We start from the raw sequence: 23,226 nt of genomic DNA on the forward strand, positions 1-23,226 counted from the left end.
CCGTCCGCCGCCCGCCGAGGGGCGGCGGACGACGGACGGGAGTCGGTGGGCCCGCGCGCCCCGGTCCGGGACCGGACGGTCCGGACACCGATGGCGCGCGGGCGGGGACGCTACTCCAGCTCGCCGGCCGAGGAGCCGGCGGGGACGCCGCGACCGGCGCCGTCCTCCTCGGGGAGGTGGACGTCGGAGACGTTGACGTTGACCTCGACGACCTCGAGCCCGGTGGTCTGCTCGACCGCCTGGATCACGTTGCGGCGGATGCCGTTGCCGACCTCCACCACGGAGGCGCCGTAGTCGACGACCACGGTCACGTCGATGGCCGTCTGCCGCTCGCCCTTCTCCACGCTGATGCCGCCGGAGACGTTGGTCTGGGAGTTGGGGATGCGGTCGCTGATCGCGTTGAACGCCCGGCGGGCGGCGTTGCCCATGGCGTAGACGCCGGGGACCTCGCGGGCGGCCATGCCGGCGATCTTGGCCACGACCGTGTCCTCCAGGGTCGTGTTGCCGCGGTCCGACTGCAGCGGGCCCACCGGGCGGCGGGGCTCCAGCGTGGTCGGGGCCTCCCGGGCCTCGTCGCGGGCGCGCTCCTCACCGGTGCGGGGGATGCTCGTCCCGGACTGGGTCGAGGTGTTCTCGCCGGGACGGGGAACGGAGGTGTTCTGGGCCATGGTGCTTCTCCTCGGTCGTGGAAGACGGGTGGACTGGTCGTGCTCGGGTCGGCCTGCCGACGTCCCCCGGTGCGGGGGCGGTCATCGGTGCCGGTACAGGTAAGACCGGCCGTCCTCGCCGTTCGTCACGCCCGTTCGATGTGATCTGCATCACGCCCAGCGGCCGGACCGGCGGATGCCGATCACGACCGCCCCTCATCCAATCCCATTGTCGCTAGATCGTCTAGCTAAATTCTGGGAAGACGTGCATGCTGGTCCGGGCACGCTCCCGCACTTCGGGACGGCGTGCCCGGGTGCGGTCCTCCGACGGCACCGCGCAGGGTGGCCGCACGACCGGGCGACCCCGCCCGAGGAGCGGCACGCGGGCGGCACCGACGACGAGAGGCAGACCTGCACGTGGACGATGTGGACCCGGGGCAACCGCACGGAGCGGTGGCGCTGGACGAGGACACCCTCGTCGCCCGGGCGCAGGACGGGGACGTCGACGCGTTCGAGCAGCTGGTCGTCAGCTACGAGGGCAGGCTCTACCGGTACGCCTACAACATGGTGGGCAACCGGCAGGACGCCGAGGACATCGTCCAGGACACCCTGATCCGGGCCTGGCGGGCCCTGCCTACGCTGACCACCAACGGGGCGTTCGGCGGATGGCTGTACCGCATCGCCTCGCGCCGCTGCCTGGACCTGCTGCAGCGCGCCGGCAGCCGCGAAACGGACCCGTGGGCGCCCCAGGAAATCCCCGAATCCACGGCCGTGCATGACACAGTGGGTCCACGGTCGCCCTCCGACCCGGCCGCCGTGACCGAGACCCAGCACCAGCTCGACGAGCTCACCCAGCTGGTGCACCAGCTGCCACCCCCGTTGCGCGCCTGCTGGTTGATGCGGGAGATCCAGGAGCGCCCCTACCGCGAGATCGCCCAGGCGCTGTCCGTCTCCGAGTCGACGGTCCGGGGGCGCCTGGCCCGAGCACGAGCAGAACTGGCGAAGGGGATGATGTCATGGCGATAGACGAGAACCCCCGCCTGGGGTGCGGGCGCAGCATCGACGAGGTGTGGCAGAACATCGACCGCCCGTCGGACGCCCACGAGCTCACGTGCGACCAGTGCCGGGCCGCCCGCGCGAGCCTGCAGACCCTGCGCTCGGTCACCGCCCGCCACCGCTCCCTGGAGGAGACGGCCGGCACGGACCCGGACGAGAGCCTCAGGCCCCGGGCCAGGGTGCGGGAGAACGTCCTCGCCGTGGCGCGCGCGGAGGTCCGCCGCGGCCGGCGCATCCCTGCCACCGTCACCGAGATCGGCCCTGTGCTCGTCAGCGAGCAGGCGCTCGTGAGCCTGGTCCGGCTCGCGGCCGACTCCGTGCCGGGCGTCCGCGCCCGGCGCATCGACATCACCCCGCGACGGCGGCTCGACGGCCAGCTGGGCTACGACCCCGAGGCGCCCGTCCTCGACGCCGTGACGTGCCGCATCGCCATCTCCCACACCGTCACGGTGCCGCGGGTGAGCGCCGACATCCGTGATCGCGTCATCGCGGTCCTGAGCCGTCACGTGTCCGTGGACCCCGGGGCCGTGAACATCGTTGTGGAGGACGTCTACGATGCCTGACATCGACAGCCCGCACACCCTGCCCACCGGGGCGGACCCGGACGCCGAGGCCGTCACCGCCGCCCTCACCCAGGCCGTGCTCGCCGTGCCGGGCGTGGTCCGGCTCGAGCCGTCGCTGCTCGGCCGCGTGGGCCAGTGGGGCGGCGCTCTGCTGCAGCGCGACGCCCTGCTCGGCGGTCAGGGCCTGGAGCTGGACCTGGCCGGGACCACGGCGGCCGTGTCCGTGGACATCGCCACCGCCCCGAGTCACCGCCTGCGCTCCGTGGCCGAGGACGTGCAGCGCGCCGTCGCCGCCACCCTGTCCGCGCTGGGCCTCACCTGCACCTCGGTGACGGTCTCCGTGCTCACGATCGGCGACTGAACCCCCACCCGGCACGCGGCGGCGGCGCCGAGGATCGGCACCGCCCGGCAGCAGCCTGCGGCACCGGGCCGGCTTCCGGTCCACCCGGGCCGGCGACGACGTCGGTGACCACCCCGCGCCCGGTGCGGGAACTGCCGATGGTCCGGGCCGTCAGGACGCAGGTGCCAGCTGCGCGGCCGCGTGCCGGAGCACGGGACCGAAGTCCGGGCCGGCGCCGGGGTTCGCCGCCAGCGCCGCGACGTACAGGGCGGCCCAGGCGGCGGCGCGGCGCCACACGTCGTCGTCGTACCGGCCGGTGCTGTCGACGACGGCGCGGAACCCGGAGCGCTGGTCCGCGTCGAAGGCCAGCCACGCGCCGGCGAGATCGGACGCGGGGTCCCCAGCGCAGACGTCCCCGAAGTCGACGAGACCGGCCAGCCGCCCGTCCCGGTGCACGAGGTTCCAGGGGTGCGGATCCCCGTGCAGCCAGACCGCCGGCCGTGACCACGGGGCGGCGCGCAGGCCGTCGTCGACGACGCCGCGGAGCCGCTCGGTGCGCCGCGCCCCGAGCACCGCGGCCGCGGCCGGCCAGGACGGGGGCGACGCGCGGAGCCGCGCGTCGAGCGGGACACCCCGGTAGGGATTGCGCGGGGCGTCCCCGGGTGCCGGCCGGTGCAGCGAGGACAGGGCCCGGGCCAGGTCCTCCGCGAGCCGCCCGCGCCGGGCGAGCAGCAGGGTCGCGACGGCCTCGCCCTCGATCCACCGGACCACCACCCAGGGCCACGGGTACCCGGCGCCGGGGCCGCCGCGGAACACCGGCCGGGGCACGGCGATCCCCAGCGCGGCCAGCGGTGCGCCGGCCACGGCCGTCCACCGCACCTCGTGGATGAGGCACGGGACGGCGGCGCGGCGCACCGGCAGGCGCACCGCGTGGGCGGGGCCGAGCCGGAACAGCACGTTGTCCCAGCCCTGCGCCACCGGGGTCGGCGTCAGGTCCAGGAGTCCGCGGAGCTCCCGCGGCAGCTGCGCCTCCAGCAGGCGGCGCACCTGGGCGGCCGTCGGCTGCACCTCGACCTCGGGCATCGTCCACCCCTCCTCCCGGCTGCGTCGGCTCGGGCGCACCCCGATCCGGGTTGCCGGCCCCGGGACCCGGTGCGGGGGTCCGGCAGAGAAAGACATCGCCACCCGGCCGGAGCCAGGTGGCGATGTCAGGTCGACGCCGGGGCGTTCAGCCCCGCGCCGGAGATCTCACGAGGAGATCAGAGCGTGATCACGCAAGCACGGTGATGTTCGCGGCCTGGGGGCCCTTGGGGCCGTCCTGGGTCTCGAACTCGACGCGCTGGTTCTCCTCGAGGGAGCGGAACCCGCCGGAGTTGATCGCGGAGAAGTGCGCGAACACGTCCTTGGAGCCGTCCTCGGGGGTGATGAAGCCGAAGCCCTTGTCGGCGTTGAACCACTTCACGGTGCCAGTAGTCATGGGGAACCTGTCTTTCTGGGAAACGGAGCGTCCCCGGCGATCGGGGTGCTCGGGCGTTGCGATGCCTGCCAAAACGTCTTCTCAGAAAAACTGCTGCGCCCGATGTCCGGGCGAACTGCTTGAACTGCAAGAACGAAACTTCAACAACTGGTGATGACTCTACAGGTGTTCGGGGAAAAGCACAGTGACGGGCCCCACTGCCCCCGCGGACACCTCGAGATCGCCGGGGGATCGCCCCGAGGCCGTTCCCACGGGCGCGTCGCGTCCATAGGCTGTGACCATGGCCACACCTGAGACCCGCACCCGGCCCACCGTCAACTCGGACATGGGCGAGGGGATCGGCCTGCACCGCTTCGGCAACGACCCGGAGCTGCTGCAGGTCGTGGACCTCGCCAACGTCGCCTGCGGCTTCCACGCCGGGGACCCGGACATCATGTCCGCCACCGTGGCCGCCGCCGTGGCCCACGACGTCGCGATCGGCGCCCACCCCTCCCTGCCCGACCAGTGGGGCTTCGGCCGCCGCGCCATGGTGCTCACCCCGGAAGAGGTCGAGTCCCTGGTCCGCTACCAGGTGGGCGCCCTCACCGGCTTCCTGCTCCAGCACGGGGCGGACCTGCACCACCTCAAGCCGCACGGCTCGCTCTACGGGATGGTCGCCAAGGACCCGGCGCTCATGGAGGCGGTGGCGGCGGTGGCCGCCGACTACCGCGTGCCCGTGCTCGGCATGGCCGGCACCGCCCACGAGTCCGTGTGCGCCGAGCGCGGCGTGCCCTTCGTGGCCGAGCTCTACGTGGACCTCGACTACAACGCCGAGGGCGGGCTGATCATCCAGCGCACGCCCCACGCCACCGACCCGCGCGCCGCCGCCGACCGGGTGGCGCAGGCCCTGGCCGAAGGGGTCGTGCGGGCCGAGGACGGCACGGAACTGCCGATGCGCTTCGAGTCGGTCTGCGTGCACTCCGACGCCCCGGGGGCGCCCGCGGTGGCCCGCGCCGTCCGCGCGGCGATCGACGCCCACGCGGCGACGGGCACCTGACCCGCCCGGCCGCCGTCGTCCCGGCCTTCCGACCCGGACCCGGAGCTCCCCGACCCGGTGCCCGCCGACCCCATGTCTTTCCACCCGACCGAAAGGACCCGCACCATGACCGAGATCCAGTCCCCGCTCCCCGGTGTCTTCTACCGCCGCCCCTCCCCCGACAAGGACCCGTTCGTCCGGGACGGCGACCCGGTCGAGGCCGGCCAGGTCATCGGTCTCATCGAGGTGATGAAGCAGTTCTCGGAGGTCCAGTCGGACGCCGCCGGCACGATCCAGGCCTTCGAGGTGGAGGACGGCGACATGGTCAACCCGGGGGACGTCATCGCCGTCGTCGCGGAGAGCTGAGTCGTGCCCATCTCCACGCTCCTGGTGGCCAACCGGGGCGAGATCGCGGTCCGGATCCTGCGCTCGGCGCAGCAGATGGGCCTGCGCACCGTGCTGGCCGTGAGCGAGGTGGACCAGGACTCCATGGCGGCGGAGCTCGCCGACGCCGTGGCCGTGGTCGGCCCCGCCCCGGCCCAGAAGTCCTACCTGAACGCGGAGGCGCTCGTGGTCGCGGCCCTGGAGCACGGGTGCGACGCCGTGCACCCCGGCTACGGCTTCCTCTCCGAGAACGCCGCGTTCGCCCGGCGCGTCCAGGAAGCGGGTCTGACGTGGGTGGGCCCCGCCCCCGACGTCATCGACCTCATGGGCCACAAGACCCGGGCGCTGGAGGCCGCGATCGCGGCCGGGGTGCCCGTCCTCGCCGGGTCCAACGGGCCCCTGGAGGGCGACGACGACGCCGTGCTGGCGCTGGCCCGGGAGGTCGGCTACCCGCTCGTCATCAAGGCCTCGGCCGGTGGCGGCGGGCGCGGCATCCGCCTGGTCCGCGCCGAGGAGGACCTGCTGCGGACCGTCGACACCGCCCGGTCCGAGGCCGGGGCGAGTTTCGGGGACCCCACGGTGTACCTGGAGCGGTTCGTGGAGCGGGCCCGGCACGTGGAGGTCCAGGTCCTCGGCGACGGGCAGACCTTCCTGCACCTGGGCGACCGCGACTGCTCCCTGCAGCGCCGCTCCCAGAAGATCGTGGAGGAGGCCCCCGCCCCGGACCTGCCGGACGAGGTCCGCGAGCGCATCCGGGACTCCGCCGTGAACCTGGCCCGGCTGTGCTCCTACACCGGGGTGGGCACGGTCGAGTACCTCTACGACCCCGTCCGGCACGAGGCGGCGTTCATCGAGATGAACACCCGCCTGCAGGTGGAGCACCCGGTCACGGAGTTCGTCACGGGCGTGGACCTGGTCGCCGAGCAGCTCACGATCGCCTCGACCGGGCGCACGGAGCTGCGGCAGGAGGACATCTCCTTCGCCGGGCACTCCGTGGAGTGCCGGATCAACGCCGAGGACCCGGAGAAGGGGTTCATGCCGAGCCCGGGCACGATCAGCCGCCTCGACTGGCCGGAGGGCTCCGAGTACCGCGTGGACTCCGGCGTGCGCAGCGGCGACACCGTGGCCCCGTACTACGACTCGCTGCTGGCCAAGCTGATCGTGCACGCCGAGGACCGGGAGACGGCCGTGCAGCGGATGGGCGCGGCCCTGGCCGCCACGCACGTGGAGGGGATCAGGACCACGGTGCCGCTGCTGCGGCGGCTCGTGCTGGACCCGGAGTTCGCGGCCGTGGCGCACCACACCACCTGGATCGAGACCGAGCTGCTGACCGGCCGGGCCGGCGGCACACCCAGCGACGAGCCCGGCGACATTCCCAGTGAGGGGAGCGCACCATGACCGAGACCCTGTACCTGCCCACCGCCCGGTACACGTGGGGCGGTGACGAGTTCCTGTTCGTGGAGTTCGACGAGGCCATGAACCTCACCGCCAACTACCTGGCCACCACCGTGGCGCACGGCCTCTCCGCCCTGGACCTGCCCGGCGTGGTGGACGTCTGCCCCGCCAACGCGTCCCTGCTGGTGCGCTTCGACCCGGACGTGATCAGGGCCGAGGACCTCAAGCGCCGCACCCAGGAGCTCGAGGGGCAGGCCCGCGAGTCCACGCAGTACACCGCCGAGACCCGGATCATCGAGGTCCCGGTCTGGTACCAGGACCCCTACACCGCCGAGGTCGTGGCCCGCTTCCGCGAGGGCTACCACCAGGACCCCTCCGGCACCGATCTCGACTACGCCGCGAAGGTCAACGGCCTCGCGGACGCCGCCGAGTTCATCCGCCGCCACCACGAGTCCCCGTGGCTGGTGTCCATGGTGGGCTTCGTGGCCGGGCTGCCGTTCATGTACCAGCTCGTGCCGAGGGACCGGCAGCTCGAGGTGCCCAAGTACCTCAGCCCCCGCACCGACACTCCCCCGCTCACCGTGGGCCACGGCGGGTGCTTCGCGTGCATCTACTCGGTGCGCGGCGCCGGCGGCTACCAGATGTTCGGCATCGCCGCCGCCCCCATCTACGACCCCGAGCAGCACCTGCGCGACTTCCGGGACTTCCTCATCCTGTTCCGGCCCGGGGACCTCGTGAAGTTCCGGCCGGTCGACGAGGCCGAGTACCGCTCCATCCAGCAGCAGGTCGAGGACGGCACCTGGCGGTACAAGCAGGCGCCCGTGACCCTCGACGTCGAAGCCGCGCTCGCCGATCCCGACAGCTACAACCGCACCCTTCTGGAGGCCCTCGATGGCGCTGACGATTGAGCAGCCCGGACTGCTGACCACCGTCCAGGACCAGGGACGGATCGGGTACTACCACGTGGGCATCCCGCAGGGCGGGGCCATGGACCAGGAGTCCGCGCAGGCGGCGAACAAGCTGGTCGGCAACACCGCCGTGGAGGCCGTGCTCGAGTGCACCTACACGGGCCCCGCCTTCACCGTGGACGCCCCGACGACGATCGCTGTGACCGGTGCGGACCTGCCCGTGCTGGTCAACGGTGAGGAGCGCCCGTCGTGGCGGCGGATCGAGCTGGCGGCGGGGGACGCCGTGAAGTTCGGCGTGCTCCGCGGCGGCGCCCGGTTCTACCTGGCCGTCCGCGGCGGCATCTCCGTGCCGGAGGTGCTCGGCTCGCGCTCCACCTACGCGATCGGGCGGCTGGGTGGGCTGGACGGCCGGAAGCTGGAGGCCGGGGACGTGGTGCCGGTGGGCGAGCCCACCGGCCTGCTGCCCGAGGTCGAGGAGATCCCGGAGCGCCTGCGACCGGGCTTCGGGAGGTCGCTGGAGCTGCGGATCATGTGGGGCCTCTACGACCACCTGCTCACCGACGAGGGCCGGCGCCGGCTGGTCGAGGAGGAGTGGAAGCTCACTCCCGTGGCGGACCGGATGGGCCTGCGCTTCGAGGGCCCGGGCGTGGAGTGGATCCAGCGCCGGCAGCCGTTCGGGGCGGGCTCGGACCCCTCCAACATCGTGGACGCCGGCTACGCCGTGGGCTCCATCCAGGTCCCCGGCGGCACCCAGCCGATCGTGCTGCACCGGGACGCGGTCTCGGGCGGGGGCTACGCCATGGTGGGCACCGTGATCTCCGCGGACATGGACCTGCTGGCCCGTGCCGCCCCGGGCACGGTCACCCGGTTCCGCGCGGTGTCCATGGAGGAGGCGCTGCAGGCGCGCCACGAGCGGGCGGAGCGGCTGGAGGAGATCTGGGCGCTGTGAGCAGCCGGGCCTCGCGGGCCGCGGCGGGTGGTGCCGGTTCGGCACCACCCGCCGCGGTGCGTCCGCTCAGGAGAGTTCCAGCTCCCAGTCCTTGACGTCGGCCAGGGGTGCGAGCAGGCTGCCGTCGAGGTCGGCGAGCGGCCGGCCGCTGCGCACCCGCTGCGGCCAGTCCCGGTTGGCCAGCGCCGCCTTGCCCAGGGCGACCACGTCGGCCGTGCCGTCCGCCAGCATGGACACGGCCGTCTCCGGGTCGTCCAGGTGCCCGTTGGCGATCACGGGCAGACCCGAGTGCTGCTTGGCCAGCGCCGCGAGCGAGGGCCCCTCGTCGCCGAACGCCGGGGCGGTCGCCCGGTACTCGGTGGTGTGGACGAAGTCGATCCCGGTGGCGCCCAGGGTCGAGAAGATCACCTCGGCCTCGTCGGGCCCGCCGCTCCACCGGTGGTCGTGGTCGCTGACCTTGGCCTGGGAGATGCGGATGCCCACCGCCAGGTCCGGCCCCACGGCGTCGCGCACGGCCCGGCAGACCTCGGCGGCGAATCGCACCCGGTTCTCCGGCGAACCGCCGTACTCGTCGGTCCGGAGATTGAGGTAGTCGGTGAGGAACTGGTCGAGCAGGTACCCGTTGGCGCCGTGGATCTCGACGCCGTCGAACCCGGCGTCACGGGCGCGCAGCGCGGCGTCCACGAACGCCTGCCGGACCTCCGCCATCTGCTCCGCCGTGATCTCCGCGGGCACGGGGTACGGGCCCTCACCGCGGTAGAAGCCCAGCTGCTCGCCCTTGGGGGCCACCGCGGAGGGACCGATCGTGGAGTCGACGAACCGGTTGCCCTGGGCCTGGGACCCCGCGTGCATGAGCTGGGCGAAGATCTTCGCCCCGGCCGCGTGGACGGCGTCGACCACCTCGGACCACGCCCGGGCCTGGTCGTCGGTGGCGATCCCGGGCTGGTACAGGTAGCCCTGCCCGTGGGCGGCGTCGGGGTAGATCCCCTCGGTGATCAGCAGCCCGAAGCCGCCGCGGGCGAAGGCCTCGTAGTAGGAGACCATGCGCTCGGTGGCGTGGCCCTCCTCCGTGGCGCTGATCCGGGTCATCGGAGCCAGCGCCACGCGGTTCTCCAGTGCGGCGGGACCGATCTGCAGGGGGGACCAGAGGGGGTCGAGATCCGGCATGTGCATCTCCTTCGGGAGTCGTTCGGGGGTGGTCGGGTCGGCGGGTGCCTCCGAGAAGGCTCACACGGTGTCGGCGCTGAGGAGAAGCGCCCGCACGAGCCGCCCCGCGTCCAGGGGCGGGGCGCCGTGGTGGGTCCCGGCGGCGAGGATCCGCTCGAACTCCGCGCCGCCGTCGTCCGGCAGCAGGCGCCGGTCGACCAGGTGCTGGTCGACCAGGGCGTCGGCCAGCGTCTCGACGTCGGGGAAGACCTGCTGGGCGCCCGTCCGGGAGCCCAGCACCCACCGGTCGCCGAGCACGGTGATCCTCGCGCGGCGCCCCACGCTGCGCCGCAGCTCCGCGAGGACGGCCTGCTTCATCCCGTGGAGGTTGATGTAGGCGGTGACCTTCGAGACCGCCCGCCCTCCGGGGCATCCTGCGCACATGGTGGCATCTCCTCCGGGGCCGGCTACGGCATCACGTCGCCGCTGTTGGGGCCCAGCGTCTGGCCGGTGTAGAGGTCGCCGCCGGGCGAGGAGGCCAGCAGCAGCGCGGTGGGCGCCACCTCGTGGGCCTGGCCGAAGCGGCCGATGGGCAGCTCCGCCTGCTTGGCGGCCTTCCACTCCTCGGACAGCCCCTCGATCAGCGGCGTCACGACCGGACCGGGCGCGATCGAGTTGACGAGGATGTGGTGCTCGGCGAGCTCCAGCGCCATGGCCTTCGTCATGCCGATCACCCCGGCCTTGGCCGCCACGTAGTGCGTCAGGCCAGTGCCGCCCTTGATGCCCAGCTGGGAGGCGATGTTGATGATCCGCCCGCCGCCGCGCTCCACCATGTGGGGCGCGGCCCAGCGCGCAGCCAGGAAGACGCCCTTGAGGTCCACGGCCAGGACCTTGTCGAATGTCGCCTCGGTCATCTCCAGCAGCGGCGTCTCGTCGAGGATGCCGGCGGCGCTGACGAGGACGTCGATCCCGCCGAGCTCCTCGACGACCCGTGCCATCGCCTGCTGCACCGCCTCGCCGTCGGTGACGTCCACGGCGATCGCCGTGGTGCGCCCGCCGAAGCTGCCGCTCTCCTCCGCGACGGCCGCCGCGTGCTGCTCGTCGCGGTCCAGCACGGCCACGTCCGCGCCCTCCCGGGCGAAGAGCAGGGCGATCGCCGCGCCGATGCCGCTGCCGCCGCCGGTGACGACGGCGACCTTTCCGGTCAGTTGCTGTTCCATGTCTGCCTTTCCTGGTGGGCTCAGCTCGGCCAGCGGACGGTGAGCCCGCCGTCGACGATCAGCTGCTGACCCGTGACGTAGGCCGAGTCGTCGCCGGTGAGGAAGCGGATGGTGCGCGCGGCCTCGTCGACGTTGCCCACGCGGCCCCAGGGGATGATCGAGCCCGCGGCGTCGAGGCCCTCGCGGCCCAGCGAGTTCACCGGGTCCAGGGACTGGGGGCTCTCGATCAGCCCCGGGATGACGGCGTTGACCCGGATCTTGCGGGGTGCGAGCTCCACGGCCAGCGAGCGGCACAGGCCGATGAGCCCGGACTTCGCCGCCGCGTAGTGGCTGTGCTCCTCCCACCCGTAGACGCCGCCGGCGATCGACGACGTCGCCACCATGGCCCCGCCGTGGGTCATCCGCGTGCTGCAGGAGCGGAAGACGCGCATCACCCCGGAGAGGTCGACGGCCATCATGTCGTCCCACGCCTGGTCGGTCATGTCCGCGAGCGCGGCACGGCGCAGGATGCCGGCCGCGGCCACCGAGATGTCCAGCCGGCCGAACTCGTCGAGCGCGGCCTGGGCGAGCTTCTCGGTGTCCTCGAAGCTGCGCACGTCCATGGGGACGGCCGTGCTGCGCCCGCCCGCGGCCTCCACGGCGCGGACGGTGTCCGTCGCGTCGTGGGGGTCCGAGGGGAGGTAGCCGATGACGCTGTGCGCCCCGGCCCGGGCGTAGGCGACCGCCAGGGCCCGGCCGATCCCGCTGCCGCCGCCGGAGATGACGGCGACCTTTCCCTCGAGTCCGTCGTCGCGGATCATGCGATCACCGTGGTCTTCAGGTGGGCGTCCTTCAGGGTGCGGGTCCCGGCCATGCACAGCGCCGAGAGGATCAGCCCGCCGGAGCCGGTGATGATCGCCGCCGTGGCCGTGTCCACCCCTGCGGTCAGCAGGATGGTGAGCAGCCCGGAGCCGGCGATGCCGCCGAGCGGCGCCATCACGTGGGCCACGTTCGCCCCCATACCGCGCACCTGTGGCGGGAAGGACTCGCCCATGTAGAACAGCAGCGCCGCGTACGGGCCGGTGAGGAAGAACAGCGTCATGGCGTACAGCGGGATGATGTAGCCGGAGGTGCCCGGGCCCAGCAGCATCGCCAGGCTGACGATGCCGCCGGCGATCCAGCCGAGGACCACGGTCGGCTTGCGGCCGATCTTGTCGCCCAGCCAGCCGTGGAAGACGTAGCCCACGAAGCCCACCGCGTTGGAGAGCACCAGGATGATGAGGGCGTTGTCGAAGGAGACGCCCTTGGCCTCGACCAGGATGGTGGTGCCCAGGACGGAGAACACCTGGATGCCGAACCAGTTGAAGAACCACGCCAGGGACAGGCAGGTCGTGTGCCGACGCAGCTCCGGGGTGAAGACGTCCTTCACGCCGGTGGCGTGGTGGGCCGCCTCCTCGAGGTCGTGCTCGTCGGCCAGCGCGTGGGCACCGGCGGTGTCGCCGGCGGCCCGGCGCCGCCGGACCTCCTTCATCGCGGCGAAGGTCGGGGACTCCGGCAGGCGCAGGGCCAGGCCGACGACGATCAGGGACAGCACCGCGGCGACGACGAAGCTCCAGCGCCAGCCGATGAGCGGGAGCGTCAGGGCCGACAGTCCCGCGGAGACCAGTGCGCCGACCGGCCAGCCGCCCTGGACGAGCGAGTACATGAGGCCGCGGCTCTTGGCCTCCTTGTAGATCTCGTTGAGGTAGACCGCGTTGACGACCTCCTCGGACATGGAGAAGCCGGAGAAGGAGCGGATGATGACCAGGCTCGCGGCGCCGATGGCGGCGCCGGTGAGACCGGACGCCACGGCGCCGCCGAGCATGAGCACGATGAGCGCCTTCTTGCGGCCCATCTTGTCGATGATCGTGCCCACGGCCAGGGCCACGATGAACACGCCGATCGTGGCGTAGGTGTTGATCGCGGTGGACTCGGCCACCGACCAGCCGAAGTCCTCGGCGATCACGGGGAGCAGCGTGCCGAAGAGGGTGAAGTCGTAGACGGAGGCCACCCAGGCGATGAAGCAGACGATCGAGACCTGCTTGACCACCTTCGGGGTGATGGGCACGTTCCAGGGCTCGACGCCGGAGGGCGTCGGGTTCGAGCGCAGAGCGGACATGGCGATGTTCCTTCGTGCCGGTGGGATCAGGCGGAGGTGCGGGGACTGCGGGCGGCGAAGTCGCGGGCGACGTCCTCCATGAACGCGAACTCCACGCCGTCGTGACCCTGGATGTGGTCGAAGAGGCGCTCGAGCATCAGCAGGTTCTGCGGGCGGCCGCAGACGTCGGGGTGGATCGTGAGGGGGAAGACGGCGTAGTCCATCTCGCGGTAGACCCAGTCGAACTGGTCCTTCCACAGCTGCTCGATGTCCCGCGGGGACACGAAGCCGTGGCTGTTCGGGCTGGACTTGATGAACATCATCGGCGGGAGGTCGTCCAGGTACCACGAGGCGGGGATCTCGATGAGGTCGGTCTCCTCGCCGCGCACCAGCGGCTTCATCCACTCCTTGGCCGAGGCCGCGTCGTAGTCGATCTTGGTCCAGGTGTCCCCGACGCGCACGTAGTACGGGGTGTGGTCGTCGTGCATGAGCGAGTGGTCGTAGAGGAAGCCGCGATCGAGCAGGATCTCGTTGGTCACCCCGGAGAACTCCCACCAGGGCGCCACGTAGCCGACGGGCTTCTTCCCGGCGCGCCGCTCGATGAGGTCGGTGCAGTAGTCGAGGATCTCGGTCTCCTGCTCGCGGGTCATCGCGATGGGGTTCTCGTGGCTGTAGCCGTGGACGCCGATCTCGTGACCGGCGGCGACGACCGCGTCGAACTCCTTCGGGAACGTCTCCACGGAGTGCCCGGGCCAGAACCAGGTGACGGGCATCTCGCGGCGCTGGGCGAGCTGGAGCAGCCGCGGCACGCCGACCTCGCCGGCGAAGAGGCCGCGGGAGATGTCGCCCGGGGAGTCCTCGCCGCCGTAGGAGCCGAGCCAGCCGCCGACGGCGTCGACGTCGATGCCGACGGACACGTAGATCTTCTTGGACATGATGTCTCCTCTGGTGGTGGGTGTTCTAGAGGTGGGCGGTGAAGGCCCTGGGGAACTCGGTGGCCGAGGTCCCCAGGGAGATCAGGAGGGCGGCGAGGATGCGCGCCTGGAGCGGATTGAGGTCCCCGGAGGGGACGGCGCCGGCCGCCACGAGGTCGGTGCCCCCGCCGTTGCCGTAGAGCGGGACGACGGGTCCCCACGGGGCACGGGTGCTGAGCACCACGGCGCAGCCGGCCCCGACCGCACGGGCCACCGACTCCGCGAAGCCGGGGCCCGCGTTGCCGACGCCCGATCCGGCGAGGACCACGGCCTGCGCGCCGGAGCGCACGGCGAAGTCGAAGAGGTCGGGGGTGGCGCCGGTGTGGGCCGTGATGATCTCGACCCTGGTGCTGTCGAAGGCCGTCGGCGGCAACGGCAGCGGCTCCCGGCGGACGGGCCTGGCAGTGACGACGAGCCCGGACCCGGCCATGTGCGCCACCTCGGCGCCGCCCTGGAAGGGACTGCTCGCGGTGGTGTGCGCCTTCCGGGCGCCGCGGGCGGAGCGGACCGTCCCGTCGAAGGAGATCAGCACGCCGCTGCCCCGCAGCTCGGGCGAGGCGGCGGCCAGCACCGCCTCCTCGACGTTGCGGGGGCCGTCCGGGGCCGGGCTGTCGGCCGGCTGCTGGGCGCCGGTGAGCACCACGCTCTTCGGGGAGCCGTGCACCAGCTCCAGCAGGAACGCCGTCTCCTCCAGGGTGTCGGTCCCGTGGGTGACCACCACACCGTCGTTGGCCGGATCGGCCAGCGCGTCCCGGGCCGCCTCGGCGATCGCCCGCAGCTCCCCGAGGGTGAGCCGGTAGCTGCCCGTGGTGAGGATGTCCCGGGCGGAGACGCTGAGCTCGCCGTACTGGTTCCGGGACAGGTCGGCTGCGGTGTCCGTGGCCACGGAGCCCGTGGACCCGCCGCCCCGGGACGCGATGGTGCCCCCCGTGCCGAGCAGCTGGATGTGTGTCACGCGCCGCCTCCCTTCCTCAAGGTCGTCCCGCTCCTCCGGAGCGCCACCGGTCTATGCAAACGAATGCCGCAATCGATTGCGTACGATGTTGGGATCGACCATAGAGCGCCCCTAGAGTGATGCGCAACACATTCACGAGAATTTAACGTCCGTTACTGTGTGGAAACAGCCGCGAGGAGGTGGACATGGGCGCACGACCGGCGGTCACGCTGAAGGCCCTGGCGGCCGAGCTGGGCCTCAACCCCTCCACGGTCTCCCGGGTGCTCAACGACCCCAAGGGCCTCGGCTCCAAGTGGGCCGCGCCGGACACCACGGAGCGGATCTTCGCGCTCGCGGAGGAGCGCGGCTACCGCAAGAACCCCTACGCCGCGTCGCTGCGCACGGCCAAGTCGCACATGATCGGGGTCGTCGTGCCCCGCCTGCAGGACTACGTCCTGGCCACCATGTACGAGGGCATCGACGAGGCCGCCTCCGAGCACGGCTACTTCACCGTGGTCTCCAACTCCCTGGACGACCCCACGGCCCACCGCGCCAAGGCGGAGAAGCTGCTGGACCGCCGTGCCGACGGCCTGATCTTCGGCGACGCCCTGTTCGAGGACCCTTTCCTGGACGAGCTCGCCGAGCGCGGCGTGGCCTTCACCCTGGTGAGCCGGCGGTCCCCGGGGCACCGGTCCGTGACCTGCGACGACTACGCCGGTGGACGGATGGTCGCGGAGCACCTCGTCGCGTCCGGCCGGAGGACCTTCGGGCTCATCGCGGGCAATCCGCGGGCCTCGACCTCGATCGACCGCTGCGCAGGCTTCCTGGACGCGCTCGCCGGGCACGGCCTCGGGGTGGACCCGGAGCGCGTGGTCCCCGGCGGCTTCGACGCCCCGGCCGGCAGCGTGGCCGCCGCCCGGATCCTGGCCGTCGGGCCGCTGCCCGAGGCGGTGTTCGCGGTCAACGACTTCGCGGCGATCGGTGCGCTCGGCGTGTTCGCCCGGGAGGGGGTCACGGTCCCGGAGGACATGGCCCTCGTCGGGTTCAACGACACGCCGCTGGCCGGCAGCGTGGGGCTCACCACCGTGCGCTCCCCCATGCACAGCATCGGCCGGCAGGGCTTCGAGATGCTGATGGACGTTCTCGACGGCCGGGACGTGGAGAGCGTCCGGCTCCCCCCGGAGCTCGTCGTGCGCACGAGCGCCTGAGCACCGGACGCCCCCACCGCAGGACCGGAGGACCGGCACGCCGGCGGGTGCGGGGTAGAGCCCCGAGGCAAGTCGGCGCAACTGTGGACAGAATGCGAATCGATCAGGTAATAGGCCAGTGTTAGTGTTGATGCATCACGCAGGTGATCAGCCGGGGGGCTGAACCGCCGCGTGAGGATCTCGTCGGGACGATCGGCCGCAAGGCCGCCGGCACGACGACGATCATGATGCCGCCGTCCTGGTGGCAGCGGGCCTCGGACCATCTGGTCAGTCGTCGGGGGGCGACTCCCCTGCCACCGGGACGCGCAGGCCCCTCCGCCCGCAGCAGCCGCTCCGCGGTGCGAACCCGGAGCCCGCCGGCCAGGCAGCCCGCCGGTCAGGCGAAGGCGAAGACCAGCGGGAAGACCACCACCACGACCGCGGCCCACACGCCGTAGACCGGCAGGTAGCGCGTCTGCCAGCGCTCGAGCTCCGCGAACGGCCGGCGTCCCCGCAGGCACCCGGCGCTCAGCCAGGCGGCCCGCAGCAGGTGCACCAGCAGCAGCAGGTTCAGGCCGAGCGCGGCGATCTTGTTGGGGCTGGAGCCGAACTCGGCGATCCGGGTCAGCATCGCGGTCAGCATCACCGCATCCACCGCCAGCGCCGCGACGACGAGCACCAGCTGCAGGCCGTCGAAGAGGCCGGGCGGTTCGAGCGGGTCCCGGGCGGAGATCGAGTAGAGCAGCAGCGCCAGGACCAGCACGAGGATCGCGTCCATCAGGATCAGCAGCCCGCGGTCGACGTCGACGAGCCCGCCGGCCGCTGTGAGCACCACCAGGAGGGACAGCAGCATCAGGATGGTCAGGGGCGTGAACACCCGGGTGAGGACCGGGGCGATGTTCTCGACGACGTTCTGCTTGGCCTCGACCAGCCACGCGGCCACCACGAGCGCCCCGGGCACCGCGAACGGCAGGATCCAGTCCTCCAGCACCGGCTCCAGGTCGATCCCGAGGACCTGGAGGGCCCCGAACGTGAGCCCGACCAGCACCGCCCCGCCCAGGGCCAGGAGCGTGTAGTAGATCACGAGCTCGCCGGTGAAGCGGACGAAGTCCATCCGCCGGCTGTCGGAGCGCCACCTCCCGCCGGTGTAGGCGATCCCGGCCAGCAGCCACAGGACCACCGGGGCGTGCAGGGCGGCGAGCAGCTCGGTGGACCCGCCGGGGACGAACGGATAGACGTTGAGCACCACCGCCAGCAGCGCGACCGGGACGAGCAGCGCCGCCACCACGCGCGCGGTGAGCCGGCGCTTCCACGCGAAGTAGCCGGCGAGGAAGGGCAGGACGAGCAGGCCGAGGTTGCGGGCCAGCACCGCCTCGTCGCCGAGCCAGGCGGTGCCGGCCTTGACCGCCAGCCCGGCCCCGACCGCGAGCGCCAGGACGACGCCCAGCTCCCGCCACGGCGGCGCGCCGGCGTCCTCGGCGTCCTCCGGGAGGAGCACGAGCTGCTTCCACAGCCGCTCGGAGTGCTCGCGGGCGAACTCGTGCGAGACGGCGTCGAGATTGCCCATGCGCTTGATCGCGACGAGGAAGGCCTCGTCGTCGTCGAGCCCGGTGGCCCGCAGGTCCGCGACCTGTTCGCGCAGGTGGTCCTCGAGCTCGTCCACGTCGGCCGGGGAGATCGCCTGGCGGCGCTGGACCCAGCCGCGCCACCGCCCGATCTGGGCCTCCTGCTCCGCGTGCAGCTCCATCACGCCCACCGCTCGGTCGTGGCGGGCGGCTGCTGCGCGGCCTGCCACACCTGCCGCAGCGCGTCGGCCACGACCGCCCACTGCTCCTGCCGGTCGGCGAGCGCGGCCCGGCCCGAGGCCGTGATCGCGTAGTGCTTGCGGCGGCGCCCGGCCTCGGACGTGCCCCACGAGGAGGACACGTGGCCGAGGCGCTCGAGCCGGTGCAGCAGCGGGTAGAGCATGCCGTCGGTCCACTGCATGGAGCCGCCGGAGAGCTCGCTGACGCGCTTGAGGATCGCGTAGCCGTACAGGTCGCCGTCCGCCAGGATCCCCAGCACGAGCGGGGTGGCCGAGGCGGCGACCAGGTCCTTGTCGATGCGCACTGTGCCTCCTGATACCTAGGTGTGCTACGCATTGAACCCTAGCAGCACTAGGTATGGCAAGCGCGGCGCCGGAAACGACGGCGCGAGTCGGGCGGGGTGGGCACCGCCGCGTCCTGCGCCTACAGTCGAAGCAGAGTTGCAGAAGAGAACGCCCCGAGGAGGTGGTGATCCGTGAGCACGCAGCCCGGCCTCGCCGCGCTCCCGCTCAGCACGCCGCCGGAGGCGGAGGTCCGCCACGCCCGCGGCGTCTACGCCTGGTGGCTGGACACCGCCCGCTCCCCCACCCCGGAGGCGGCCGGGCTGCACCTGCCCGCGGTGCCGCGGCTCCGCCACTCCTCGGGGACGGCCGAGCTGCTCTACGTGGGCCGCGCCCGGCGAGACCTCCACCGGCGGATCGCCGGCCAGCACCTGCGGCGCACCCGCTCCTCCGCGCTGCGGCGCACGCTGCTCGCCGTCCTCCTGCCCGGGGACCCGTCCTGGCGGGACGGCGCCGCCGTGGACGGGCGGGGCCGTGTGGTCCTCGACGAGGCGCACGAGCAGCGGCTCACGGCCTGGATGCAGGAGCACCTGCTCCTCGGCTGGGCGGAGTGCGGGACGAAGGACGACGTCGACGCCCTCGAGCAGCACTGGGTCGCCGCGCACCAGCCGGCGCTCAACACCGAGGGCACCGGGCACGGCCCGGAGCTGACCGAGCTCAAGCGGGTCTTCCGCGAAGGCCTGCCCCAGCGGTCCTGAGCTCCCGGGGCCGCTGTGGCCGCGGCGGTAGAATGGGTGCCCAGCACGCACGTGGTCGTTCGGGGGCCGTCATGAACAGCACCGGGAGCAGCAGCGGAGCCGCCGTCTGGGTGGTGGCCCTGGTCGCCGCGGTGGTCGCCGTCGGCCTGTTCCGGTTCGTGCTCCTCGGCGGGGTGGCCCTGCTCGGCCTGGCCCTGGTCGGCCTGCTGGTCTGGCTCAGCGCCGGTTTCATCACGAGCCGGACCCGCGCCGCCGGGCAGGACGCGCCCGAGGACGACGACGCCGGGCCGCCGCTCGCCGCCCCGCAGACCGGGCGGACGTCGGTGGAGGAGGCCCGGGCGGCCGGGGCGTCCAACATGCGCACGGCCTGGATCTCGTGGCACCTCCGCTCCCTGCCCCCGCCGGAGGGCTCCCGGGACCCCCGGCTCCTCACGGGCACCCTGTCCGTGGTGCCGCAGGCGGACTGGGACGTGGACCGGCTCCGCACGCACGGCCGCGCGCTGTGGTCCCTGCGCCGCAGCGCCCGGCGGCACGACCTGCTCGACCAGCTGGACGCCCGCCTGGACCGGGTGGTCGCCATGATCTCCGACCTGACCGACGCCGAGTTCGACACCGCCCTCGGCCAGGTCAACGACCAGTATCTGTACCACCCGGACCGGCAGGTCCGCACCGCCTACCTGGAGGGCGGCGCCCTGGGCGTGGACCTCATCATGGACGCCGTGACCGCCGCCCGGGCCCAGGCCCGCGAGGACGCCGCCACCAGGGCCGCCGCGAAGGCCCTGGCCCAGCAGCGCACCGCCGCGCTGCGCGCCCTGCGGGAGACCTACCACCCCACCGCGGGCCGGGACGCCCGCACCGCCTGGGACGAGTAGGCCCGGAAGATCGAGGAGTGACCCGCCCGGCGGGGCGCCGGAACGGTCGATCCGTTCCGGCGCCCCGCTGTCACTCACGGGCCGGCATCACCGGGGGTGGTGGGACTCCTCCAGCTCGAACACCGGGGTGGGCAGGCCCTCCATCCGGGCCTTGAGCTGCAGGGCGAGGTACTTGGAGTAGTGCCTGCTCTGGTGCAGGTTCCCGCCGTGGATCCAGAGGTTCTCCACGTTGGTGGGCTTCCACATGTTCCGCAGCTCGCCCTCCCAGGGCCCGGGGTCCCGGGTGGTGTCGGAGCCGTAGCCCCAGCACTTGCCCACCCGGTCGGCGACCTCCGGGGAGATCAGGTCCGCGAGCCACTCGTTCATGGACCCGTAGCCGGTGGCGTGGACGACGAGGTCGGCCGGCAGCTCGGTCCCGTCGTCGAGCACCACCGCGTCCTCCGTGAGCCGGTCGACCTGGCCGGTGGCCAGCTGGACCCGCCCGTCGATGATCAGCTGCGAGGCGCCCACGTCGATGTAGTACCCGGAGCCGCGGCGCAGGTACTTCAGGAACAGCCCGGAGCCGTCCTCGCCGAAGTCGAGGTCGAAGCCGGCCGCCTCGAGCGCGTCGTAGAACTCGCGGTCCCGCTCGGCCATCGCCTCGAACGCGGGCCGCTGGACGTCCGGCAGGACCCGGTACGGCCAGGACGCGAAGAGCATGTCCGCCTTCTCCGTGGTGATGCCGGCCTCCAGCGCCTCCTCGGAGTAGAGCGGCTTCAGGACGAGGTCCATGAGGGACTCGCTGCGGGAGATGTGGGTCGAGGAGCGCTGGACCATGGTGACCTCGGCCCCGTGCTCCCAGAGGTCCGCGCAGATGTCGTGGGCGGAGTTGTTGGAGCCGATCACCACGGCCCGCTTGCCCGCCCAGTCGTCGCCGCCGGCGTGCGCGGAGGAGTGGTGCTGCGCGCCCCGGAAGACGTCGGCGCCCGGGAAGTCGGGGATTCTCGGGTACCCGGAGACGCCCAGCGCGAAGACCAGCTGGGTGGGGTGCAGCACGACCTCCTCGCCGTCGCGGTCGACTGCGACAGTCCAGGTCCCGGACTGCTCGTCCCACTCGGCCGACCGGCACTCGGTCCTCGCCCAGTAGTTGAGCTCCATGATGTCGGCGTAGTGCATCAGCCAGTCGGCGACCTTGTCCTTGGCGGGGAACACCGGCCAGTCGTCCGGGAACGGCAGGTAGGGCATGTGGTCGTACCAGACCGGGTCGTGCAGGTGCAGGGACTTGTAGCGGTTGCGCCAGGCGTCCCCGGCCTTCTCGTGCTTGTCCACCACGATCGTGGGGATGCCGAGGCGCTGCAGCCTGGCGGCCAGGCCGATCCCGCCCTGACCGCCGCCGACGACGAGGCAGTACGGCTGCTCCGTCCTGCCGAGGGCCTCCTCCCGCGCCCGGCGCCGCTCCAGCCAGGTGGTGCGCTCGCGGGTGATCTCGTGGACCACCCCGCGGTCCCGGCGCGAACCCTTCTGCTCCTCGAAGCCGCGCAGGTCCTGCAGCGTGGTCAGCAGGGTCCACGCCTTCCCGTCGCGCAGCCGCAGGTAGCCCCACCCGGAGCCGGCGGAAGTCTCGAAGCGCACCCAGCACTCCGTCACCCCGTCCGCCTCGGTGGGCTCGCCCTCGACCTCCCACCCGGAGGGCCGGACGTGCGGCAGGGTCTGTGCGAGCATCCGGCAGATCTGCTCACGGCCCTCCAGCGTCTTCAGGTTCCAGGTGAACGCCAGGAAGTCGCGCCAGAAGCTCTCCTCCGCGAACAGATCCGCCGCCGCGTCCGCGTTGCCGGCCGCGAGGGCGTCCTCCAAGGCGGCCAGCCAGGAGCGGGCGGTGTCCGTGCCGGCTCCCACGCCGGTGTCGATCGTGGTCATGGTTCCTCCTCGGTGTACGCCGGACACCCAGTGGCATAGGGTCCGATGTGATGCGTGTCACCACTGTGGGGCCGAGGGGGTTTCCCCGGCGTTGCATCAGGACGGACGCCGTGACGGACCCGGTGACGTCAGGACAGGCGCAGAGAACGGAGGAGCGCGCTGTGGACAGCTGCGGATCGGCGAGGACACCGGACCGGGTGCGTTCGGCGTGGGAGCGGTGCGCCGCCCGGGGCATGTCCCGCGACCTGGACGGCCCGCGGGAGGTGCTCCCGGACCACGAGGTCGAGCAGCTGCGCGCGCTCTCCCCGCTGGGGGCGCACGTCGACGTCGTCGCCGACCTCCTGGGCGTCGTCCGTGACGCCGCCGAGGCCCGGGTCGCCGTCCTCACGGGCCCCGACGGCACCGTGCTGTGGCGGCGCGGGGGACGTTCGCCGCTGGAACGCGCCGACGGGCTCGGCTTCGTCGAGGGCGCCGGCTGGGACGAGCACGGCGTGGGCACCAACGCGATCGCCCAGGCGCTGCGCAGCGGGACCGCGGAGGAGCTGCGGGGCACGGAGCACTTCGCCCGGTCCCACAGCGCGTGGGACTGCACGTCCGCCCCGGTGCGCCACCCGGGCAGCGGGGAGGTGCTCGGCGTCATCGACCTGTCCGGGCCGCGGGGCACCGCCACCCCGGACACCAGGGCCCTGGTCCGCTCGGCCGCGCGCGTCGTCGAGACGCTGCTCGCCGCCCGGACGGACTCACGACACCCCGCCGGCACGACCGGCACGCCTCCCCTGGAGCTGCGCCTGCTCGCCGAGCCGGCCGCGGCCCGGGTGGGCGGCGGGGACTGGTTCCCCCTGCCGACGCGCTCGGCGGAGATCCTCGCGCTGCTCAGCCTGCGCGAGCGCGGGTGGAGCGCCGAGGAGATGGCCTACGAGCTCTACGGCGAGCACGGCACCCCCGGCACGGTCCGCACGGAGATCCACCGGGTCCGCCGCCGGCTGGGGGCGGTGATCACCACCGGCCCCTACCGCTTCGCCGACCCGGCCGCCGTCACCAGCGACGTCCTGCAGCTGCGGACCGCCCTGGAGCAGGGCGAGGTGACCCGGGCCCTGAACATCTACCGGCATCCGCTGCTGCGCTCCTCGGACCTGCTCACCATCGAGGAGTGGCGCTCCGAGCTGGACCGGGAGACCGCCGAGGCCGTGCGGCGCAGCGGCGACGCCCGGATCGAGACCCGCTGGTCCCACACCGAGATGGGCCACGCCTACCGGCGCGGATGAGCCGGGAGGGGGCACGACGGCGCTGGGCGGACCGGCCG

At 72.8% G+C, this 23,226-nt stretch carries 25 protein-coding genes; 12 read left to right on the plus strand and 13 right to left on the minus strand.

Annotated elements, in window-relative coordinates; genetic code table 11:
* Positions 1-110: 110 nt before the first annotated feature.
* On the minus strand, positions 111-668 hold the full coding sequence (locus RF644_RS03555; RefSeq protein ID WP_368795419.1) for an Asp23/Gls24 family envelope stress response protein: 558 nt from the start codon (positions 666-668) through the stop codon (positions 111-113).
* Between the two features lie 396 nt (positions 669-1,064).
* On the opposite strand from RF644_RS03555, the gene RF644_RS03560 reads away from it, so the two are divergent.
* The 3 genes from RF644_RS03560 to RF644_RS03570 are packed head-to-tail and all read left to right on the plus strand — an operon-like array spanning position 1,065 to position 2,627.
* Positions 1,065-1,673 carry an RNA polymerase sigma factor gene (locus RF644_RS03560; protein WP_017834467.1) on the plus strand — a complete coding sequence of 203 codons (609 nt, stop codon included), beginning with the start codon at positions 1,065-1,067 and terminating at the stop codon, positions 1,671-1,673.
* Positions 1,664-2,266: a hypothetical protein gene (locus tag RF644_RS03565; RefSeq protein ID WP_368795420.1), complete on the plus strand. Its 603-nt coding sequence runs from the start codon at positions 1,664-1,666 to the stop codon at positions 2,264-2,266. The genes RF644_RS03560 and RF644_RS03565 overlap by 10 nt, the downstream gene beginning before the upstream one ends.
* Positions 2,259-2,627, plus strand: a complete 369-nt coding sequence (locus RF644_RS03570; RefSeq protein ID WP_133409785.1) for an Asp23/Gls24 family envelope stress response protein — start codon at positions 2,259-2,261, stop codon at positions 2,625-2,627. The genes RF644_RS03565 and RF644_RS03570 overlap by 8 nt, the downstream gene beginning before the upstream one ends.
* Positions 2,628-2,777: 150 nt before the next feature.
* Here RF644_RS03570 and RF644_RS03575 read toward each other — a convergent pair whose 3' ends face one another.
* Together RF644_RS03575 and RF644_RS03580 are read right to left on the minus strand one after the other, a co-directional pair.
* Positions 2,778-3,689 carry a phosphotransferase gene (locus RF644_RS03575; protein ID WP_368795421.1) on the minus strand — a complete coding sequence of 304 codons (912 nt, stop codon included), beginning with the start codon at positions 3,687-3,689 and terminating at the stop codon, positions 2,778-2,780.
* Positions 3,690-3,876: 187 nt separating this feature from the next.
* Positions 3,877-4,083 carry a cold-shock protein gene (locus RF644_RS03580; RefSeq protein WP_035923571.1) on the minus strand — a complete coding sequence of 69 codons (207 nt, stop codon included), beginning with the start codon at positions 4,081-4,083 and terminating at the stop codon, positions 3,877-3,879.
* Between the two features lie 280 nt (positions 4,084-4,363).
* Here RF644_RS03580 and RF644_RS03585 point away from each other — a divergent pair, with 280 nt between their 5' ends.
* From RF644_RS03585 to RF644_RS03605, 5 genes are all read left to right on the plus strand, one after another.
* Complete coding sequence (locus tag RF644_RS03585; protein ID WP_181372611.1) at positions 4,364-5,119, plus strand: 5-oxoprolinase subunit PxpA; 756 nt, start codon at positions 4,364-4,366, stop codon at positions 5,117-5,119.
* A 105-nt stretch (positions 5,120-5,224) separates the two neighbouring features.
* Positions 5,225-5,464, plus strand: a complete 240-nt coding sequence (locus tag RF644_RS03590) for an acetyl-CoA carboxylase (protein ID WP_017834473.1) — start codon at positions 5,225-5,227, stop codon at positions 5,462-5,464.
* 3 nt (positions 5,465-5,467) lie between these two features.
* A complete protein-coding gene (locus RF644_RS03595) occupies positions 5,468-6,880 on the plus strand; it encodes an acetyl/propionyl/methylcrotonyl-CoA carboxylase subunit alpha (protein ID WP_368795422.1) in 1,413 nt (470 codons plus the stop codon).
* Positions 6,877-7,785 (plus strand): allophanate hydrolase subunit 1, encoded by a 909-nt coding sequence (locus tag RF644_RS03600; RefSeq protein WP_017834475.1) that lies wholly within the window; start codon positions 6,877-6,879, stop codon positions 7,783-7,785. The genes RF644_RS03595 and RF644_RS03600 overlap by 4 nt, the downstream gene beginning before the upstream one ends.
* Positions 7,769-8,734: a biotin-dependent carboxyltransferase family protein gene (locus RF644_RS03605; protein ID WP_284562904.1), complete on the plus strand. Its 966-nt coding sequence runs from the start codon at positions 7,769-7,771 to the stop codon at positions 8,732-8,734. Before RF644_RS03600 ends, RF644_RS03605 begins: the two co-directional genes overlap by 17 nt.
* A gap of 66 nt (positions 8,735-8,800) precedes the next feature.
* Here the strand turns inward: RF644_RS03605 and RF644_RS03610 are convergent, their stop codons facing one another.
* The 7 genes from RF644_RS03610 to RF644_RS03640 are packed head-to-tail and all read right to left on the minus strand — an operon-like array spanning position 8,801 to position 15,145.
* Positions 8,801-9,901: an NADH:flavin oxidoreductase gene (locus RF644_RS03610; RefSeq protein ID WP_368795423.1), complete on the minus strand. Its 1,101-nt coding sequence runs from the start codon at positions 9,899-9,901 to the stop codon at positions 8,801-8,803.
* A gap of 60 nt (positions 9,902-9,961) precedes the next feature.
* A complete protein-coding gene (locus RF644_RS03615) occupies positions 9,962-10,324 on the minus strand; it encodes a hypothetical protein (protein ID WP_368795424.1) in 363 nt (120 codons plus the stop codon).
* 23 nt (positions 10,325-10,347) lie between these two features.
* Entirely contained in the window at positions 10,348-11,100 is a 753-nt protein-coding gene (locus RF644_RS03620) for an SDR family NAD(P)-dependent oxidoreductase (protein WP_017834874.1), read from the minus strand.
* Between the two features lie 20 nt (positions 11,101-11,120).
* Positions 11,121-11,900, minus strand: a complete 780-nt coding sequence (locus tag RF644_RS03625) for an SDR family oxidoreductase (protein ID WP_368795425.1) — start codon at positions 11,898-11,900, stop codon at positions 11,121-11,123.
* On the minus strand, positions 11,897-13,237 hold the full coding sequence (locus RF644_RS03630) for an MFS transporter (protein WP_144835717.1): 1,341 nt from the start codon (positions 13,235-13,237) through the stop codon (positions 11,897-11,899). The genes RF644_RS03625 and RF644_RS03630 overlap by 4 nt, the downstream gene beginning before the upstream one ends.
* Before the next feature lie 26 nt (positions 13,238-13,263).
* Positions 13,264-14,151: a polysaccharide deacetylase gene (locus RF644_RS03635; RefSeq protein WP_368795426.1), complete on the minus strand. Its 888-nt coding sequence runs from the start codon at positions 14,149-14,151 to the stop codon at positions 13,264-13,266.
* 25 nt (positions 14,152-14,176) lie between these two features.
* The gene (locus RF644_RS03640) at positions 14,177-15,145 is read right to left on the minus strand and encodes an asparaginase (RefSeq protein WP_035923592.1); all 969 of its coding nucleotides are present in this window, start codon (positions 15,143-15,145) and stop codon (positions 14,177-14,179) included.
* A 185-nt stretch (positions 15,146-15,330) separates the two neighbouring features.
* On the opposite strand from RF644_RS03640, the gene RF644_RS03645 reads away from it, so the two are divergent.
* Positions 15,331-16,332 (plus strand): LacI family DNA-binding transcriptional regulator, encoded by a 1,002-nt coding sequence (locus tag RF644_RS03645; protein ID WP_035923595.1) that lies wholly within the window; start codon positions 15,331-15,333, stop codon positions 16,330-16,332.
* A 376-nt stretch (positions 16,333-16,708) separates the two neighbouring features.
* On the opposite strand, the gene RF644_RS03650 is transcribed toward RF644_RS03645, so the two are convergent.
* Both RF644_RS03650 and RF644_RS03655 read right to left on the minus strand, forming a co-directional pair.
* A complete protein-coding gene (locus RF644_RS03650; RefSeq protein ID WP_368795427.1) occupies positions 16,709-18,067 on the minus strand; it encodes a permease prefix domain 1-containing protein in 1,359 nt (452 codons plus the stop codon).
* Entirely contained in the window at positions 18,058-18,420 is a 363-nt protein-coding gene (locus RF644_RS03655) for a PadR family transcriptional regulator (protein ID WP_095650174.1), read from the minus strand. The genes RF644_RS03650 and RF644_RS03655 overlap by 10 nt, the downstream gene beginning before the upstream one ends.
* Before the next feature lie 171 nt (positions 18,421-18,591).
* Here RF644_RS03655 and RF644_RS03660 point away from each other — a divergent pair, with 171 nt between their 5' ends.
* Positions 18,592-19,155: a GIY-YIG nuclease family protein gene (locus tag RF644_RS03660; protein WP_368795428.1), complete on the plus strand. Its 564-nt coding sequence runs from the start codon at positions 18,592-18,594 to the stop codon at positions 19,153-19,155.
* A gap of 71 nt (positions 19,156-19,226) precedes the next feature.
* Complete coding sequence (locus RF644_RS03665; RefSeq protein ID WP_368795429.1) at positions 19,227-20,027, plus strand: hypothetical protein; 801 nt, start codon at positions 19,227-19,229, stop codon at positions 20,025-20,027.
* 87 nt (positions 20,028-20,114) lie between these two features.
* Here the strand turns inward: RF644_RS03665 and RF644_RS03670 are convergent, their stop codons facing one another.
* A complete protein-coding gene (locus RF644_RS03670) occupies positions 20,115-21,923 on the minus strand; it encodes a flavin-containing monooxygenase (protein WP_368795430.1) in 1,809 nt (602 codons plus the stop codon).
* Positions 21,924-22,120: 197 nt separating this feature from the next.
* On the opposite strand from RF644_RS03670, the gene RF644_RS03675 reads away from it, so the two are divergent.
* Positions 22,121-23,188, plus strand: coding sequence for a GAF domain-containing protein (locus tag RF644_RS03675; RefSeq protein ID WP_368795431.1), 1,068 nt, complete (start codon positions 22,121-22,123; stop codon positions 23,186-23,188).
* The last annotated feature ends 38 nt before the right edge of the window (positions 23,189-23,226 follow it).

The organism is Kocuria sp. CPCC 205258 (genome assembly GCF_040981005.1).
GTDB classification, from domain to species: Bacteria; Actinomycetota; Actinomycetes; order Actinomycetales; family Micrococcaceae; genus Kocuria; species Kocuria rosea.

Coding starts and splice junctions, on each gene's coding strand:
- RF644_RS03565 (WP_368795420.1), top strand. CDS start 1,664: ATGGCGATAGACGAGAACCCCCGCCTGGGGTGCGGGCGCAGCATCGAC.
- RF644_RS03610 (WP_368795423.1), bottom strand. CDS start 9,901: ATGCCGGATCTCGACCCCCTCTGGTCCCCCCTGCAGATCGGTCCCGCC.
- RF644_RS03590 (WP_017834473.1), top strand. CDS start 5,225: ATGACCGAGATCCAGTCCCCGCTCCCCGGTGTCTTCTACCGCCGCCCC.
- RF644_RS03665 (WP_368795429.1), top strand. CDS start 19,227: ATGAACAGCACCGGGAGCAGCAGCGGAGCCGCCGTCTGGGTGGTGGCC.
- RF644_RS03605 (WP_284562904.1), top strand. CDS start 7,769: ATGGCGCTGACGATTGAGCAGCCCGGACTGCTGACCACCGTCCAGGAC.
- RF644_RS03625 (WP_368795425.1), bottom strand. CDS start 11,900: ATGATCCGCGACGACGGACTCGAGGGAAAGGTCGCCGTCATCTCCGGC.
- RF644_RS03575 (WP_368795421.1), bottom strand. CDS start 3,689: ATGCCCGAGGTCGAGGTGCAGCCGACGGCCGCCCAGGTGCGCCGCCTG.
- RF644_RS03600 (WP_017834475.1), top strand. CDS start 6,877: ATGACCGAGACCCTGTACCTGCCCACCGCCCGGTACACGTGGGGCGGT.
- RF644_RS03645 (WP_035923595.1), top strand. CDS start 15,331: ATGGGCGCACGACCGGCGGTCACGCTGAAGGCCCTGGCGGCCGAGCTG.
- RF644_RS03570 (WP_133409785.1), top strand. CDS start 2,259: ATGCCTGACATCGACAGCCCGCACACCCTGCCCACCGGGGCGGACCCG.
- RF644_RS03585 (WP_181372611.1), top strand. CDS start 4,364: ATGGCCACACCTGAGACCCGCACCCGGCCCACCGTCAACTCGGACATG.
- RF644_RS03555 (WP_368795419.1), bottom strand. CDS start 668: ATGGCCCAGAACACCTCCGTTCCCCGTCCCGGCGAGAACACCTCGACC.
- RF644_RS03620 (WP_017834874.1), bottom strand. CDS start 11,100: ATGGAACAGCAACTGACCGGAAAGGTCGCCGTCGTCACCGGCGGCGGC.
- RF644_RS03670 (WP_368795430.1), bottom strand. CDS start 21,923: ATGACCACGATCGACACCGGCGTGGGAGCCGGCACGGACACCGCCCGC.
- RF644_RS03580 (WP_035923571.1), bottom strand. CDS start 4,083: ATGACTACTGGCACCGTGAAGTGGTTCAACGCCGACAAGGGCTTCGGC.
- RF644_RS03615 (WP_368795424.1), bottom strand. CDS start 10,324: ATGTGCGCAGGATGCCCCGGAGGGCGGGCGGTCTCGAAGGTCACCGCC.
- RF644_RS03635 (WP_368795426.1), bottom strand. CDS start 14,151: ATGTCCAAGAAGATCTACGTGTCCGTCGGCATCGACGTCGACGCCGTC.
- RF644_RS03630 (WP_144835717.1), bottom strand. CDS start 13,237: ATGTCCGCTCTGCGCTCGAACCCGACGCCCTCCGGCGTCGAGCCCTGG.